This window comes from Nocardia veterana NBRC 100344 (assembly GCF_000308855.1).
Classification (GTDB): Bacteria; Actinomycetota; Actinomycetes; order Mycobacteriales; family Mycobacteriaceae; genus Nocardia; species Nocardia veterana.
On record NZ_BAGM01000126.1, the window covers coordinates 32,122 to 47,516 of the forward strand.

Sequence of the window (15,395 nt, forward strand, 5' to 3'; positions counted from 1 at the left end):
GGCGAATATCAGGGCGCGTCAGCCGGTACCGGCCCCAGACTTCCTACAATCTGAACAAACTCGGGTGGCCGATCAACCGTGAGACCGCAATCGTGATCAGATAGACGAGAAAAGGCGGGGCGAGTAGAACGACCATTCCGAACAGCAAGTACGGCCATAGCGGCGCGGCGAGTGCCAAGCCCAGGCCTGCGCCGATCTTGCGGACGGCACCGCCGACGCAGAGGAGGGCCACGGGTACTCCTATCTCCGGAATGAGCCCGTATCCGCCGCGTGGATGTATTCCATACGGTGACAAGGCAATCCAGAGAACGACCGCCACCACGGCAGTGCCCACGCCGATCCATCCGATCCATTCGGCCAGGAATGCTCGTATTCGAGCTCGGCGACTGAGTCCTTCGGCGAAATTCCTGTCCCACAATCGACGGGTGCCGGACGCGATGGCGATCGGCAGCCAGATCACCCAACTGCCGAATATCGCTGCCATTTTGTCGATCTGGTCACAGGCGGTCAATCCGAGCAGAAGCGCGGTCGCGGCCAGGCCGGTACCCAGCACCGTTGCCGTGTAGATCGGTACAGTGCTGTGTGGCGACGCGGGGTCGGTGACGCTCAATCGTTTCTTCACCATTCGGTCGCTAGATCATTGGCCCGTGGCTGGGCGGTGGTGTGACGATCGGCGGATGCGCCGGGTCGCCGAGCGAAGTACCGGGACGCTCCACCTTGACGTCATAGTTCAGGTTCCAGGCTTTCCATTTATCGTCGGCAAGAGCTTGCCCGCCCGACCCTACATCGTGATGACCTTGCAGATTGATCGACGGCCCGTAGCTGGAACCGGTACCGAAACCCTGAGGTGGGTCTACACCGATCGTTCGTTGGTGTCCGTCTGGATAAGATTGGTACGCCTCCATCCACGGATAATTCGTACGAGTACCGTCGATTCGGGCGCCCTCTTTGGTGGGCGTCACCACCAGATCACCATTAACCGACCACCCCAGGTCGCGGCTCGGGCCACCGGCTCCAATCGGGTCCGCGGCATCGTATTTGATACGAACAGAACCATCAGCAGCCTGTACGACCGATGCCTCCGGCTTACCCGCCTCGACGTGGCCGGAGCGCCCGTCGGCTTCCTGCACAACGGACGGGTTCTGCCGAAATACGACGAGGCCGTTCTCATAGTCGACGTAGGTCGCCACCCGCGTGTGTTCGGGGTCGAAATTCGGATCGGATGTCCGGTTGTCACCTTTGTTGCGGCCAGCGGGATTAGATAGGGAAGGGTCGGCAACATCGCGTTCTTGAATGTATTGACCGGACCGGACAACCCCCTGCCCGGGAACCGGTTGGATCCGGGCGACGATGATGTTCGGCTGCACTCCTTTGTATTTGGGGTCATAGCTGTTCGGGTTCAATGCTTCGGCGGTCAGCCAGTCGGTGGCGCTGACCGGTGGTCGTCCCATCGTCTGTTGGAAGGCGGCGGCCGAGGTTCTGATTCGCGCCGGGTCCGCCCGGTCGTCCTTCGATTTGTCCAGCTCGATCTCCGCTTTCGCAGCGGTGAGAGCCGAGGCGGGCGCCATGCGTGAAAGTTCGCCGTTTGCCGCGGCGAGCGCTGTTGACCATGTGCAAGGCAATCGTCTTCGCGAACAGTGTCGACATTATCGGGCAGTGCCTCAGTGCCATTGTGGAGCGGCTCGATGTCGACGCGGTGTTCGTTCCCAGCGTGGACCACTTCCAGCGCGCTTCCGTCCCGCGAACCTCGTCCGGGCCGCGGCCGTGATCACCGTCGAGCCCGAATACACCTACGTCCGGTGGGCGAACGGTCGGCTGCCTACGGAACTCGGCGGTGACCGATAGGAGAGTGATCGATGAGAGCGGCTCCGCGGGGAGACGTTCCGATTCCGCCTACCCCTTGCCGGGACGGCACTACCTGCCCACTAATCTCGGCTGTATGCGCTTGGCCACGTGGAATGTGAACTCGATTCGGTCGCGGGTGGAGCGGGTCGTTTCGTGGCTGGATCGCGCGGATATCGACGTGCTGGCCATCCAGGAAACCAAATGCCGCGACGATCAGTTTCCGGCCGAGCGGTTCGAGGAGGCCGGGTACGAGATCGTGCACACCGGCTTCAGCCAGTGGAACGGGGTCGCCATCGCCTCCCGGGTGGGCATCGACCAGGTCGAGGTGACCTTCCCCGGCCAGCCCGGCTTCGACAAGGACGCCGAGGCCTCGCTGCTGAGCGCCCCTGTTGTGGAGGCCCGGGCGATCGGCGCCACCTGCGGCGGCGTCCGGGTGTGGAGTCTGTACGTCCCCAACGGGCGCACCCTGACCGATCCACACTATGCCTACAAGCTGGAATGGCTTGCAGCCCTGCGTGATTGCGGCGAGTCCTGGTTGCGCGCGGATCCGTCGGCGCAGATCGCCCTGTGTGGCGACTGGAATATCGCGCCCACCGACGACGACGTGTGGTCGCCGGAGTTCTTCGCGCACAAGACACATACATCCGCCCCCGAGCGGGCCGCGTTCGAGGCCGTGGTGGCGGCCGGGTTCACCGATGTGATGCGACCGTTCGCGCCCGGGCCGGGCGTCTACACCTACTGGGATTACACCCAGCTGCGCTTTCCACGCAAGGAAGGGATGCGCATCGACTTCGTTCTCGCCTCACCCGCCCTGAGCGCCCGCGCGGTCGACGCCGGGGTCGACCGGGAGGAACGAAAAGGTAAGGGCGCCAGCGATCATGCGCCCGTCGTGGTCGAATTCTCCGACGGCGAGGTCAGCTCTGCCGGGTCTTGATGGCGTCGTGGGAGATGTAGACGTCGTAGCTGCCGGGCATGGCGAGCACGGCATTGCCGTAGGCGGAGCGGACGAACGGTTCGGTGTACCAACTGTGGTCGCGCATATCGGTGAAGAAGTCACCGTCGCCGCCGTGCAGCATGGTCTGATGTTGGCTCACCGCGGTGCCGTCGAGCCGCTGACCGTACAACCGCGTCACCTTGTAGCCGGAGTGGAAGCCCAGCGCGTTCACCCACGGCTCCAATTCGACGATATCGGCCTGCAGCACCCATAGGTCGCCCTCGATCCGGTAGGTCTGCCGCATCTCGTCGTGGTTGCGGTCACCGTACAGCGTGAGTTCGACGTCGAGCGTATGGTCGCTGCCCGCAACACTTTTCGCGACGACGTGCGCGGCTTTCACCTCACCGGTCAGACCCAGATAGGTCTGCAACAGTGTCACCGCCCACAGCAGCAGCACCGCGACCAGCAATACCACCAGCCCGCTCGCGCCGCGACCGATGTGCCCGCGCCAGCCGGACTTCCGCGCCCGGAGCACGGCCGTGACCACCAGTGCGATCGCCACCACGAACAGCACCGCCAGCAAGGCCTGGATCCAGCCGAATGCCACCGGGAACACCATGTCCTCAGTTGTACCCCGATCGGCCCGCGCCACGCGGTGACATCGATGCACGAATACGTCACGGCCGGACGGGAATTCCCGTCCGGCCGTGCGAGTGAACCCGTTTCGTCAGGTCAGAAGGCTTCCTCGGGCAACTCCATGATGTCGTTGTCGAGGTTTTCCAGTACCGCCCGCACCCCGCTCAGCAGCGGCAGTTGATTCTTCGCGAACCACGATGCGACGCCGACCTTTCCGGTGTAGAACAGGCGGTCCTTCTCCGACGGCTGCCCGGCCAGCGCGGCCTGTGCCACCTGAGCCTGCGCGAGCAGCCGCCAGCCGATCACCAGGTCACCCGCCGCGTGCAGGAACCGCACCGAGCCGAGGCCGACCTTGTAGATCTCGGCGGGGGTCTGCTGCGCGGCCATCAGATAGTTGGTGAGCGCGGCCGCCATCGCCTGCACATCGGCGAGTGCGGCGCCCAGCAGCGACTTCTCCGCCTTCAGCGTCTCGGGCTCGCTGTCGACGAACTGCTGCACCAGCCCGGAGACATGGGCTAGCGCCACGCCCTTGTCCCGGACGATCTTGCGGAAGAAGAAGTCCTGCGCCTGGATCGCGGTGGTGCCCTCGTACAGCGAGTCGATCTTGACGTCGCGGATGTACTGCTCGATCGGGTAGTCCTGCAGGTATCCGGAACCGCCGAAGGTCTGCAGGGTTTCGGTCAGGGTGTCGTAGGCCCGTTCCGACCCGACTCCCTTGACGATCGGCAGCAGCAGATCGTTGACCCGCGCGGCCAGGTCGGGATCGGCGCCGAAATTCGCCTGCGCCACATCGTCGTTCTGGTATGCCGCGGTGTAGAGATACAGCGCGCGCAACCCTTCCGCGTACGCCTTCTGCAGGGCCAGACTCCGCCGGACGTCGGGGTGATGGGTGATGGTGACGCGCGGTGCGGTCTTGTCGGCCATCTGCGTCATATCGGCGCCCTGCACCCGAGTCTTGGCGTACTCCAAGGCATTCAGATAGCCGGTGGACAGCGTGCCGGCCGACAGCACACCGACCATCATGCGCGCGTTCTCGATCACCTTGAACATCTGGGCGATGCCGTTGTGCACATCGCCGACCAGATAGCCGACGGCCGGCTTGTCGCCGCCGTAGGTCAGCTCGCAGGTGGGCGAGGATTTGATGCCCATCTTGTGCTCGAGGTTGGTCACGAGTACGCCGTTGCGTTCGCCCAATTCCATCGTCTGCCGGTCGAACAGGTACTTCGGCACCACGAACAGCGACAGGCCCTTGGTACCCGGGCCGGCTCCCTCGGGACGTGCGAGGGTGAGGTGGAAGATGTTGTCGGCGGTGTCGCCGACGTCACCGCCGGAGATGAACCGCTTCACGCCCTCGATGTGCCAGGTGCCGTCGGGCTGTTGCACCGCCTTGGTGCGGCCCATGCCGACATCGGATCCCGCGTCGGGTTCGGTGAGCACCATCGTCCCGCCCCAGCGGTTCTCCCAGGCGTGCTTCGCCCAGCGCTGCTGTTCCTCGGTGCCTTCCCGGAACAAGACCTGATGCATGAGCGGGCCCATATTGAAGAAGCTCGCCGAGTTGTTCGCGGCGACCAGCATCTCCTGCGTGGCCCAGATCAGCGGCGAGGGGGCGGAGACGCCGCCCATCTCCTCCGGCATACCGAGGCCCGACCAGCCCGCCTCGTTGACCGCCGCGACCGTCTTGCGCAGCGGATCGGGCACCGTCACCTCGTGCGCGACCGGGTCGAATCCGATCGGATTGCGGTCGGCGTCGACGAACGACTCGGCCACCGGCCCCTCGGCCAGTCGCAACACCTCGGCGAGCATTCCGCGCGCGGTTTCGGTATCCAGATCGCCGTACGCGCCGGACTCCAGCAGCGCACCGATTCCCAACACCTCGAACAAGTTGAACTCGATATCCCGAAGGTTCGCCTTGTAGTGCGACACGCTCCCGGCCTCCTCGCCATTGTTTGATGTTGTCGGTGGGAGGTTGCCGTACCCGCGTTCACTTACGCAACCGTAACCGGGCGAGACCTCTAGAATTGTCCGTAACATATGTGGGCGGCGGCACATCCCGAATTCACTTTCCTCGCCACTGCGTCGTTTTACGGCCATTTGCTCGGAATATGCTCGCAACCGATACCCGCACCGGCCGATCCCGGCGGCAACGACCGGCCGCGAGGTAGCCCGGATTCCGGTCGCTACCACTGCTATCTTGATCGGCATGGCTTCGGAATCCGCGGTCCGGCCGCGTCGACGGGCCCAACATCTCGGCCCGGAACGCCGCCGGCCACAGGTTCTGGACGCGGCCCTGCGGATCGCTGTCGACGACGGGATCGCCGCGGTCACCATCGCCGCCGTCGCCGACCGCCTCAACGTCACCAGGCCGGTGGTCTACGCCTGCTACGCCGACCGCGTCGAACTGATCAACGCGCTCATCCAGCGCGAAGAGGGCTACCTGCTCGGCGGCATCGTCGACGCCCTGCCACCCCGCCGCGTCGAGGCGGACGAGGAGGTGTTCGTCGACGGCTTCCGGGCGCTGCTGGAGACCGTCGCCGAACGACCGGATACCTGGAAGCTGCTGTACGGCAATCCGGATCCCGCGGTGGCCGGATCGTTCGGGCGCGGGCGGCGGTTCGCGATCGAGCGGTGTACGCGTCGGCTCCGGCCCACTCTGCAGGCCTGGGGTACCGCGGACGCCGAGCGCAAATTGCCGGCGCTGGTCGAGCTGTGGGTATCGGCCGGCGAGGGCGCGGTGCGCACCCTGATGGCCGAGGACGGGTGGACCCCGCGGGATCTGGGCGCCTTCGTCGGCGCGGCCGTCTATCGCGCCCTGCGCTCGGCCTGAGCCGAACCTCGCCCGACCGGGCGTTTGCGCTGGCTAGGATGGTAATCGGCGACCAGTCGACCAGCGACCCGGCGGGAGAGCGGTATGGCGTTCTATCGGCAACTGGGTTCCCTACCGCCGAAGCGGCACACCCAGCATCGCGACGAACAGGGGCGGCTGTACTTCGAGGAGCTGATGGGTGAGGAGGGCTTCTCCGGCGATTCCGCACTGCTGTACCACCGCGGCCTGCCGCCGGCGATCGTCGATTCCGCGGCGTGGCGGCCACCCGATCAGCGCACCGTGCCCAATCATCCACTGCGGCATCGGCATTTGCGGCTGTCCGAATTGTTCCCCGCGGCCGTCGTCGCCGATACCGACGTCGTCACCGGGCGGCGGCTGATCCTCGGCAACGACGATGTGCGCATCTCGTACGTGGTCGCGCGGCGGGAATCACCCTTGTACCGCAACGCCGTCGGCGACGAATTGGTGTACATCGAGGCGGGCGCGGGCGTGGTCGACACGGTCTTCGGGCGATTGCCGGTTCGAACCGGTGATCAGGTGCTGTTACCGCGCGCGACCACCCATCGGTGGCGGCCGGACGGGCCGGAACCGTTGCGCGCGTACATCATCGAAGCGAGCGGCCACATCACCGCGCCGAAGCGGTATCTGTCGAAATTCGGCCAGTTCCTGGAGCACGCGCCGTATTGCGAACGCGATCTGCACGGGCCCACCGAACCTCTACTGGAATCCGGTACGGACGTCGAGGTGCTGGTTAAACACCGACCCGGGCGGGACATCGTCGGGACTCGGCTGGTGTACGCGACGCACCCGTTCGACGTGGTCGGTTGGGACGGTTGCCTGTACCCCTACACCTTCAATATCGCCGATTTCGAGCCCATTACCGGGCGCATTCACCAACCGCCGCCGGTCCATCAGGCCTTCGAGGGCACCAATTTCGTGGTCTGCGATTTCGTTCCGCGCAAGGTCGACTATCACCCGCTGTCGATTCCGGTGCCGTACTACCACTCGAATGTCGACTCCGACGAAATTCTGTTCTATTGCGGCGGAAATTACGAGGCGCGGCGCGGATCCGGTATCGGCCAGGGCTCGGTGTCGGTGCATCCGGGCGGATATGCGCACGGCCCGCAACCGGGCGCCTACGAACGCAGTATCGGCGTGGAGCGTTTCGACGAACTGGCGGTCATGGTGGATACCTTCCGGCCGTTGGGCCTCGGTGAGGGCGCGCTGGCGTGCGAGGATCCGGACTACGCGTGGACCTGGTCGGGACGCGGGCCCGGCACGGAGCGCGCATGAGTACCGTCCGGCTCGAGCCGGCCACGGACGATCCCTTCGGCCCGGACAATCTTCCGTACGGGATCTTCGCCCCGGTCGGCGGCGCCTTTCGGGCCGGTGTCCGGCTGGGCTCGCAGGTACTGGATCTGGCTGCGCTGCTGGATGATTCGACCTTCGCCCGGCCGGATCTCAACGCCTTTCTCGCCCAGGGTCCACGGCACTGGCAGATGGTGCGGGAACGACTGCGAGAAGCGGTCCGGGCACCGCTGCCGCGTTCGGCCGTGCACCCGCTGGATTCGGTGCGGCTGCGGCTGCCGATCGCGATCGGCGACTATGTCGACTTCTACGCCAGTATCGACCACGCGACGCGGCTGGGCCGGTTTCTGCGACCGAACAGCGAGCCGCTGCTGCCGAATTGGCGCCACCTCCCGGTCGGCTACCACGGCCGGGCCGGAAGTGTGGTGGTGTCGGGCACGCCCGTGCACCGGCCCCGCGGTCAACTCCGAACCGATTCCGGTGCACCGGAATTCGGCCCGTCTCGGCGACTGGATATCGAGGCCGAGCTCGGTTTCGTCGTCGGAGTGGGTTCCGAGCTGGGGACCCCGATTCCGGTCGACGACTTCGCCGATCACGTTTTCGGCGTGGCCCTGGTGAACGACTGGTCGGCCCGTGACATCCAGTCCTGGGAGGGACAGCCGCTCGGCCCGTTCCTCGGCAAATCGTTCGCCACCTCGATGGGCGCGTGGATAACCCCGCTCGCCGCGCTGGAATACGCCCGCGTTCCGGTTCCGGAACAGCTGCCCGCCCCGCTGGATTACCTTCGCGGCCCGCAGGATTGGGGGCTCGATATCGATGTGCGCGTGCGCTGGAACGGCATCGAGGTGAGCGCGCCACCGTATCGGGAGATGTACTGGTCGCCGGCGCAGATGCTGGCCCATCTGACCGTCAACGGCGCCGGCACCCGGCCGGGTGATCTGTTCGCCTCCGGCACCATCTCCGGACCGGAGCAGCACCAGTGCGGATCGTTCATCGAACTGTCCGGCAACGGGTCCCGGCCGATCGATGTCGGCGGCGCGACGCGCACCTTCCTGGCGGACGGGGATACCGTCGTCATCACCGCGACCGCACCCGGCCCGGGCGGCAGCCGTCTCGCCCTGGGCGAGGTCAGCGGAACCGTCGTGCCCGCCGGTTGACGCCGGCACCGGCCCGATATCGCCCGCGGATCACTCGCCCGCGCCGTGGTCGGGATTGGTGCAGATCGTGCCCTCGCAGGGAACGGTGGGCGGTTGCGGAACAGTGGAATGCGGTGCGGGAGTGGGTGATCCGATGGACTGCCCGGTCGTCGGCGGGACCGGCCGGGCCGACGATTGCCGCGGCGTGGTGGTCGATGTGGTGGCGCCGGGTGAGGTCGTGGTCGTGGTGGTCGACGATGAATCGTTCGAGCACGCCGCACCGAACAGCGACAGCGCGACGACCACGGTGCACACAGCGAGTCGAGTCATCGCCCGATGATCGCATGCCAGAGGTTTGCCAACCCGCAAATCAGGCGCCTGCCGGCAGCCACGGGTAGTCATCCATATCGCCACCCACAACGCCAAGGGCTGCGACATCGCGAGAATCTAAGACCGAGAGGAGCGAACAGCCGCCCGGAACCCGTAGTCGCCGATCACGATCACATTCGCTCCATCCACCTTGCCCGCTTCGTAGACGGCTTCGTCGAGGTGAGTCGACATCAGCATCATCCAGGCTTGCCACGGTGATTCCGCACCGAGCGGCCGGCCGACGTTCACGGACACCCGCCGGTAGTAGTCGTGCAGCTCCTGTTCGGTCATCACGAATACCAACGAGGGTGCCACCGGCTTCCCGCCCACAGCAGTGATCCGCAATCGCCTGTCATCACCCCGGTCGATCCGGTACCCGGCCTCGGTACCGGCCTGTATCACCGAGTCGATGAGGTCTTCCGCACTCGGTTCAGGCTTGTCCACGACATCCTCCTCCAGGAAAGGCGTTATGACCACCCCACTACCGGCCACGATGACAGTAGGCGATCGCCATATCGGCAATGTCGCGCCAATTTCGCCCTTCGATGCTCGCAAGCCCCTCCCACTCGTCCATATGCCTGTCCTGAATGTGCCGGTACCCGTAGTCCTTGTTCCCGCACAGGAGTTTCCACTCGCCGAACGAAGTGACCACCTTCTGCTCCGAGGTACTCGCTCCACACGCGCCCCAGGGAAAGGAGGCATATGCGGCCGGCCATGGTCCGGACATCACGATCGGAGCAACCAGTGCTGCTACGGATGTGACAAGTGCACGAATCTTCAACTCGACTCCCCCCACAGGGCATCGAATGCCCCCCTGCTCGGAAAACACCCCACGGTTATCCACCGAACATGATAGACGGATCGTGCAGGTACAGAGCCGAATTCGTCCGGACGGCCTTCGACCCATGGGCCGGTGCTCGGCTCCGCAGTCGGCCGGCGCACCGGAACGTGCGCGGCAATCCATATTTCCGGACTATCGCCTGGCGCCGCCGCGGCCGCAGCCAGCGCTTTCTCGTTTCGGCCCAGTTCGAGGCCGAGTGACGGGGCCAACCCGGGCGAGGTACCCTCGGCCGGGTACCACATCGTGCCAACGGGGGCTCGCACCAGCGGGCTGAGAGGACGGCTAGCCCATTCGGGCGGATCAGGGCCGTCGACCGTACGAACCTGACCGGGTAATGCCGGCGTAGGGAGGATTGAGCTCACATGTCGTCGAACCACGTCACCACCGGCCCCATCGCGGGCAGCGTCAAGCACTACGAGCAGGTCGAAGCGGAGGGTTCGACGCTGCGCATTCCCGTTCGCCGGATCAATCTGACCAACGGCGAACACTTCGACGTCTACGACACCTCGGGCCCGTACACCGATGATGCGGCGACGATCGACCTCGAGGCCGGACTGCCGAAGCTGCGCAACGACTGGGCCAAACCGGACATCCCCGGCCCGCGCACCCAGCTGGCCTGGGCCAGAGCCGGGGTGATCACCCCCGAGATGCGCTATATCGCAGTGCGCGAAGGGGTTTCGCCGGAGCTGGTGCGCGACGAAGTGGCGGCGGGCCGGGCGGTGATCCCGGCCAACCACAACCATCCCGAATCCGAGCCGATGATCATCGGCAAGAAGTTCGCGGTCAAGATCAATGCCAATATCGGCAATTCGGCGGTGACCTCGTCCATCGCCGAAGAGGTGGAGAAGATGGTGTGGGCGACGCGCTGGGGCGCGGACACCATCATGGACCTGTCCACCGGTAAGAACATTCACGAGACCCGGGAATGGATCCTGCGGAATTCGCCGGTACCGGTCGGCACGGTCCCGATCTATCAGGCCCTGGAGAAGGTCAACGGCGATCCCACCAAGCTGACCTGGGAGATCTACCGCGACACAGTGATCGAACAGGCCGAGCAGGGCGTGGACTACATGACCGTGCACGCCGGTGTGTTGCTGCGCTACGTGCCGCTGACCGCCAAGCGCGTCACCGGCATCGTCTCGCGGGGCGGTTCGATCATGGCGGCGTGGTGCCTGGCCCATCATCAGGAGTCGTTCCTGTACACGAATTTCGCCGAGCTGTGCGAGATCCTGGCGAAGTACGACATCACCTTCTCACTCGGCGACGGTCTCCGCCCGGGGTCGATCGCCGATGCCAACGACGAGGCCCAGTTCGCCGAGCTGCGCACCCTCGGCGAGCTCACCAAGATCGCGAAATCCCATGGCGTGCAGGTGATGATCGAGGGCCCGGGGCATGTCCCGATGCACAAGATCGTGGAGAACGTCCGGCTGGAAGAGGAGTGGTGCGAGGAGGCTCCCTTCTACACGCTGGGCCCGCTGGCCACCGATATCGCACCGGCCTACGACCACATCACCTCGGCGATCGGCGCCGCGATCATCGCGCAGGCCGGCACCGCGATGCTGTGCTACGTCACGCCCAAGGAACATCTCGGCCTGCCCAACCGCGACGATGTGAAGACCGGCGTGATCACCTACAAGATCGCCGCCCACGCCGCGGACCTCGCCAAGGGACATCCGCGCGCGCAGGAACGCGACGACGCGCTGTCCAAGGCGCGCTTCGAATTCCGCTGGCACGACCAGTTCGCGCTGTCACTCGACCCCGACACCGCCCGCGAATTCCACGACGAGACCTTGCCGGCCGAGCCCGCCAAGACGGCGCACTTCTGCTCCATGTGCGGGCCGAAGTTCTGTTCGATGCGCATCTCCGCCGACGTGCGCGAATACGCCGAGAAGCAGGGTCTGACCGATGTGGAAGCGATCGAGGCCGGGATGGCGGAGAAGTCCGCGGAGTTCACCGAGGCGGGCGGAAAGGTCTACCTGTCCGTCGTGTCCTGACCTCGAAAGCCGGTGTGCTGTAACAGCGATCCGCTGTTGCGCTGCTCGCGCCGACGCCCCGCCGCCGCCACGGCGGGCGTCGGCGCGGCAGATCCCCGGCTCCGGTGCTGATCGAGCCCCGCGCGGGAAGGCATCCGGTCCGCTGCGAGCATGGCCGTGCCACCGGGACCCAGCCATGACCACCCCCGCGACCTCGCATCCGCCCGTCGTAGGGTCTGTCTCGTGAGATTGCTGCCGCTGCCGGAACCGGGTGCGACCCCGGTCCGTGTGTTGACGATCGCCGGAACCGACTCCGGAGGCGGAGCCGGGATCCAGGCGGATTCACGGACCATGGCGCTGCTGGGTGTGCATGCGTGCGTGGCCGTCGCCGCGGTGACCGTGCAGAACTCGGTCGGCGTCAGCGGCTTTCACGAGATCCCCCCGCAGACCGTGGCCGATCAGGTGCGGGTGGTGACCGGCGATATCGGGGTCGCGGCGGCCAAGACCGGGATGCTGGCCTCGACGGCGATCATCGAGGCCGTGGCCGCGGTCTGCGCCGAGGTGGGCATCGGGCGCGACGCCACCGTGCCGCTGGTGGTCGATCCGGTCGCGGCATCGATGCACGGCGACCCGCTGCTGCATGCCGAGTCGCTGGATGCGCTGCGCTCGGTCCTCATCCCGCATGCGACGCTCGTGACGCCGAATCTGGACGAGGTGCGCTTGCTGACCGGCGTCGTCGTCACCGACGACCGCTCCGCGCGTAAGGCCGCCGAAGCACTGATCGCGCTCGGCCCGCGCTGGGCGATCGTGAAGGGTGGCCATCTGCGGTCCTCGGAATTCAGTACCGATCTGCTGTACGACGGCGATCGGTTCCACGAATTGACCGCACCGCGCATCACCACCGGTAACGATCACGGCGGCGGCGACACCCTGGCGGCAGCGGCCGCCTGTGCGCTGGCACACGGTTACGACGTGCCCGAAGCGGTGGCCTTCGCCAAGGAGTGGACCACGCGGTGCCTGCGTGCCGCCTACGATCTCGGCGCCGGGCACGGACCGGTGTCGCCGCTGTGGCGGTTGCGCGACAACTGAGCGGGCCCCCGCCCTCCCAGGAATCTCCCAGCCGGGGCGCAGCGGTGCCCAAGGCTGGGGGCCGAGATTGGGACCATGTCCGACACAGCGGCGGCAGTCCAGGCGGCCCCCACCCCCGAGGCGACGCGCACTCCGGTGCTCGAGATCGTTGTCCCCGTCTACAACGAGGAGCGCGATCTCGCCGGCTGCGTACGTCGGCTGCACGCGTTCCTGCATGCCGGCTTCCCCTTCTCGGCGCGAATCACGGTGGCCGACAACGCCTCCACCGATTCCACCCTGGCGGTGGCCCGGGCGCTCGCCGACGAACTGCCCGAGGTGGCCGTCGTCCACCTCGACCGCAAAGGCCGCGGTCGCGCGCTGCGGGCGGTGTGGGAGGCGTCCGACGCACAGGTCGTCGCGTATATGGATGTCGATCTGTCGACGGATCTGAATGCCTTGCTGCCGTTGGTCGCCCCGCTGGTCTCCGGGCATTCGGATCTCGCGATCGGCACCCGCCTGGCGAAATCGTCGCGGGTGGTGCGGGGGCCGAAGCGGGAGATCATCTCGCGCTGCTACAACCTGATCCTGCGGGCCTCGTTGCAGGCGCGGTTCTCCGACGCGCAATGCGGATTCAAGGCGATGCGCACCGATGTCGCGCGCCGGGTGCTGCCGCTGGTCGAGGACGGCGAATGGTTCTTCGACACCGAACTGCTGGTGATCGCCGAACGCGCCGGGCTGCGCATCCACGAGGTCCCGGTGGACTGGATCGACGATCCGGACAGCCGCGTCGACATCATCGACACCGCGCGCAAGGATCTGCTCGGCGTCTGGCGGGTGGGCCGGGGCCTGGCGACCGGCGCGCTACCGATCAACGAGCTGCGGGCGGCGATCGGCCGGGAACCGCTGGTGGACGGGGTTCCGCTGGGTATGGTCGGCCAACTGGTGCGCTTCGGCATCATCGGTGTGCTGTCGACGCTGGCCTACCTGCTGCTGTATGTCCTGTTGCAGGCCGCGCTGGGTCCGCAGCCGGCGAATTTCGCGGCCCTGCTGATCACCGCCGTCGCGAATACGGCCGCCAACCGCGCGTTCACCTTCGGAGTGCGCGGGTCCACCGGGGCCGTCTCCCATCACTTCCAAGGCTTGTTGATCTTCGGATTCGCCTGGATACTCACCAGCGGATCGCTGTTCGCCCTGCACCGCTGGGCCCCGGACGCCTCGGTGCACGCGGAGCTGTTCGTGTTGGTGGTCGCGAATCTGGTGGCGACACTGACCCGGTTCGTCGGCTTGCGCTGGGTGTTCCGCAATGCCGTCCTCGACGCGGCCGGCGAAACCGTTGCCGGACAGGAGAAATGACCCGGCGCACGGACGCTTTCGGCCCGCGCACACATCTGCCCGCCCCGAGCAGGGGCGGGCAGATGTCGTATCGGTAGCCCCGACGGGATTTGAACCCGCGCTACCGCCTTGAGAGGGCGGCGTCCTAGGCCGCTAGACGACGGGGCCAGGAACTTCACTCCGATGACCGGAGCCCGGTCAGCTTATCGGTCGCGCGCGAGCGCACCAAATCCGGTGTTCAGCAGACCGGGCCCGAGTACGTCGGGCCGAGATGGTTCAGAAAGGCCGGCCCTGGATCAAACCGAAAATGCCCGCGATGAAGAACAGCGGAATGAACAGCGCGGTGGCGACCGGATCACCGTTGAGGTACCCCTGCCGAATACCTTCCAGCGCTGCCGCAGAACCCGAATCCATGATCGTTTCCCCTCACTCGAAAATCGGACGAAATGCCCGGCAACCGTATCCCAGCGAACCGCTGTTCCCACCGGGGGTTACGGAGTCGGTGCGATCAGCGGGGCGCGTGCAAACCCATATGCAGGGTGGCGGCCCACTGGTGCACGATCTGTTTGCGGCGGACCGAATCGTCGGTGAGCACATCGGCCAGGCCGAGGCCGCGAGCCATGTCCAGGGTGGCCTGGACGAGGTGATGGGCTACGGGGTCGGAATCGTCCACCCCCAGCGCTTCCACGGCCAACCGGTGCGAGACCCGGCCGAAGCGGGCTTCCAGCGGCACGATGCGCTCGCGCAGCACCGGGTCGGCGGCGGCATGGGTCCACACCTGAAGTGCCGCCTTGAACAGCGGGGTGGTGTAGGACTCGACCAGCTGCGCCACGACCGCCTCGGTACGGCCGACACCCTGCGCGACCTCGGTCAACGCCGCGGCCTCGGCCTTCGACTGCGCCATTCGGGTGTCGAACATGTACTCGAGCGCGGCGGTGATGAGGTCCTCGCGCGTCGGGAAGTGATGTTGCGCCGCACCGCGTGACACGCCGGCCCGTTCGGCGACCACGGCGACGGTGGCCGCCGCCCAACCCATTTCGGCCAGACAATCGATGGTCGCTTCGAGCAACCGCTGCCGGGTGGCCCGGCTGCGGTCCTGCTTCGGTTCGTGCGCTGCGGTCATGATGGC

The 15,395-nt window shown here is 66.3% G+C and carries 16 protein-coding genes and 1 tRNA gene; 8 read left to right on the forward strand and 9 right to left on the reverse strand.

Annotated elements, in window-relative coordinates:
* Window positions 1-43 precede the first annotated feature (43 nt).
* Window positions 44-625 carry a hypothetical protein gene (locus ON37_RS24365; RefSeq protein ID WP_157171570.1) on the reverse strand — a complete coding sequence of 194 codons (582 nt, stop codon included), beginning with the start codon at window positions 623-625 and terminating at the stop codon, window positions 44-46.
* Between the two features lie 7 nt (window positions 626-632).
* On the reverse strand, window positions 633-1,568 hold the full coding sequence (locus ON37_RS24370; protein ID WP_051031989.1) for a hypothetical protein: 936 nt from the start codon (window positions 1,566-1,568) through the stop codon (window positions 633-635).
* A gap of 371 nt (window positions 1,569-1,939) precedes the next feature.
* Between ON37_RS24370 and ON37_RS24380 the strand changes: the two genes are divergently transcribed.
* A complete protein-coding gene (locus ON37_RS24380) occupies window positions 1,940-2,779 on the forward strand; it encodes an exodeoxyribonuclease III (RefSeq protein WP_040722626.1) in 840 nt (279 codons plus the stop codon).
* Here ON37_RS24380 and ON37_RS24385 read toward each other — a convergent pair.
* Together ON37_RS24385 and ON37_RS24390 are read right to left on the reverse strand one after the other, a co-directional pair.
* A complete protein-coding gene (locus ON37_RS24385) occupies window positions 2,760-3,398 on the reverse strand; it encodes a hypothetical protein (RefSeq protein WP_040722628.1) in 639 nt (212 codons plus the stop codon). The genes ON37_RS24380 and ON37_RS24385 overlap by 20 nt on opposite strands.
* A 113-nt stretch (window positions 3,399-3,511) precedes the next feature.
* Window positions 3,512-5,338 carry an acyl-CoA dehydrogenase gene (locus tag ON37_RS24390; RefSeq protein ID WP_040722629.1) on the reverse strand — a complete coding sequence of 609 codons (1,827 nt, stop codon included), beginning with the start codon at window positions 5,336-5,338 and terminating at the stop codon, window positions 3,512-3,514.
* A 277-nt stretch (window positions 5,339-5,615) separates the two neighbouring features.
* Here ON37_RS24390 and ON37_RS24395 point away from each other — a divergent pair, with 277 nt between their 5' ends.
* The 4 genes from ON37_RS24395 to ON37_RS24410 all read left to right on the forward strand — a co-directional run bounded on the left by ON37_RS24395 (window position 5,616) and on the right by ON37_RS24410 (window position 9,023).
* The gene (locus tag ON37_RS24395; protein ID WP_040722631.1) at window positions 5,616-6,239 is read left to right on the forward strand and encodes a TetR family transcriptional regulator; all 624 of its coding nucleotides are present in this window, start codon (window positions 5,616-5,618) and stop codon (window positions 6,237-6,239) included.
* A gap of 84 nt (window positions 6,240-6,323) precedes the next feature.
* The gene (locus ON37_RS24400; RefSeq protein ID WP_040722632.1) at window positions 6,324-7,532 is read left to right on the forward strand and encodes a homogentisate 1,2-dioxygenase; all 1,209 of its coding nucleotides are present in this window, start codon (window positions 6,324-6,326) and stop codon (window positions 7,530-7,532) included.
* On the forward strand, window positions 7,529-8,704 hold the full coding sequence (gene fahA, locus ON37_RS24405; RefSeq protein ID WP_040722681.1) for a fumarylacetoacetase: 1,176 nt from the start codon (window positions 7,529-7,531) through the stop codon (window positions 8,702-8,704). The genes ON37_RS24400 and fahA overlap by 4 nt, the downstream gene beginning before the upstream one ends.
* A 121-nt stretch (window positions 8,705-8,825) precedes the next feature.
* Entirely contained in the window at window positions 8,826-9,023 is a 198-nt protein-coding gene (locus ON37_RS24410; protein WP_040722633.1) for a hypothetical protein, read from the forward strand.
* A 107-nt stretch (window positions 9,024-9,130) separates the two neighbouring features.
* Here the strand turns inward: ON37_RS24410 and ON37_RS24415 are convergent, their stop codons facing one another.
* Together ON37_RS24415 and ON37_RS33110 are read right to left on the reverse strand one after the other, a co-directional pair.
* Entirely contained in the window at window positions 9,131-9,496 is a 366-nt protein-coding gene (locus tag ON37_RS24415) for a hypothetical protein (protein WP_157171571.1), read from the reverse strand.
* A gap of 37 nt (window positions 9,497-9,533) precedes the next feature.
* A complete protein-coding gene (locus ON37_RS33110) occupies window positions 9,534-9,704 on the reverse strand; it encodes a hypothetical protein (protein ID WP_157171572.1) in 171 nt (56 codons plus the stop codon).
* 551 nt (window positions 9,705-10,255) lie between these two features.
* Between ON37_RS33110 and thiC the strand changes: the two genes are divergently transcribed.
* From thiC to ON37_RS24430, 3 genes are all read left to right on the forward strand, one after another.
* Entirely contained in the window at window positions 10,256-11,887 is a 1,632-nt protein-coding gene (gene thiC / locus ON37_RS24420) for a phosphomethylpyrimidine synthase ThiC (RefSeq protein WP_040722635.1), read from the forward strand.
* Between the two features lie 222 nt (window positions 11,888-12,109).
* Window positions 12,110-12,955, forward strand: coding sequence for a bifunctional hydroxymethylpyrimidine kinase/phosphomethylpyrimidine kinase (gene thiD, locus ON37_RS24425; RefSeq protein WP_040722637.1), 846 nt, complete (start codon window positions 12,110-12,112; stop codon window positions 12,953-12,955).
* A 75-nt stretch (window positions 12,956-13,030) separates the two neighbouring features.
* Window positions 13,031-14,287, forward strand: coding sequence for a bifunctional glycosyltransferase family 2/GtrA family protein (locus tag ON37_RS24430; RefSeq protein WP_051031990.1), 1,257 nt, complete (start codon window positions 13,031-13,033; stop codon window positions 14,285-14,287).
* Between the two features lie 74 nt (window positions 14,288-14,361).
* Here ON37_RS24430 and ON37_RS24435 read toward each other — a convergent pair.
* The 3 genes from ON37_RS24435 to ON37_RS24440 form a co-directional block, all read right to left on the reverse strand.
* A tRNA-Glu gene (locus tag ON37_RS24435) sits at window positions 14,362-14,434 on the reverse strand.
* A 108-nt stretch (window positions 14,435-14,542) separates the two neighbouring features.
* Window positions 14,543-14,680, reverse strand: coding sequence for a hypothetical protein (locus ON37_RS33575; protein ID WP_157104452.1), 138 nt, complete (start codon window positions 14,678-14,680; stop codon window positions 14,543-14,545).
* Between the two features lie 94 nt (window positions 14,681-14,774).
* Window positions 14,775-15,389: a TetR/AcrR family transcriptional regulator gene (locus tag ON37_RS24440; RefSeq protein ID WP_040722638.1), complete on the reverse strand. Its 615-nt coding sequence runs from the start codon at window positions 15,387-15,389 to the stop codon at window positions 14,775-14,777.
* Between the last annotated feature and the right edge of the window lie 6 nt (window positions 15,390-15,395).

Coding starts and splice junctions, on each gene's coding strand:
- ON37_RS24365 (WP_157171570.1), bottom strand. CDS start 625: ATGGTGAAGAAACGATTGAGCGTCACCGACCCCGCGTCGCCACACAGC.
- ON37_RS24370 (WP_051031989.1), bottom strand. CDS start 1,568: ATGGCGCCCGCCTCGGCTCTCACCGCTGCGAAAGCGGAGATCGAGCTG.
- ON37_RS24380 (WP_040722626.1), top strand. CDS start 1,940: ATGCGCTTGGCCACGTGGAATGTGAACTCGATTCGGTCGCGGGTGGAG.
- ON37_RS24385 (WP_040722628.1), bottom strand. CDS start 3,398: ATGGTGTTCCCGGTGGCATTCGGCTGGATCCAGGCCTTGCTGGCGGTG.
- ON37_RS24395 (WP_040722631.1), top strand. CDS start 5,616: ATGGCTTCGGAATCCGCGGTCCGGCCGCGTCGACGGGCCCAACATCTC.
- ON37_RS24400 (WP_040722632.1), top strand. CDS start 6,324: ATGGCGTTCTATCGGCAACTGGGTTCCCTACCGCCGAAGCGGCACACC.
- fahA (WP_040722681.1), top strand. CDS start 7,529: ATGAGTACCGTCCGGCTCGAGCCGGCCACGGACGATCCCTTCGGCCCG.
- thiC (WP_040722635.1), top strand. CDS start 10,256: ATGTCGTCGAACCACGTCACCACCGGCCCCATCGCGGGCAGCGTCAAG.
- ON37_RS24430 (WP_051031990.1), top strand. CDS start 13,031: ATGTCCGACACAGCGGCGGCAGTCCAGGCGGCCCCCACCCCCGAGGCG.
- ON37_RS33575 (WP_157104452.1), bottom strand. CDS start 14,680: ATGGATTCGGGTTCTGCGGCAGCGCTGGAAGGTATTCGGCAGGGGTAC.
- ON37_RS24440 (WP_040722638.1), bottom strand. CDS start 15,389: ATGACCGCAGCGCACGAACCGAAGCAGGACCGCAGCCGGGCCACCCGG.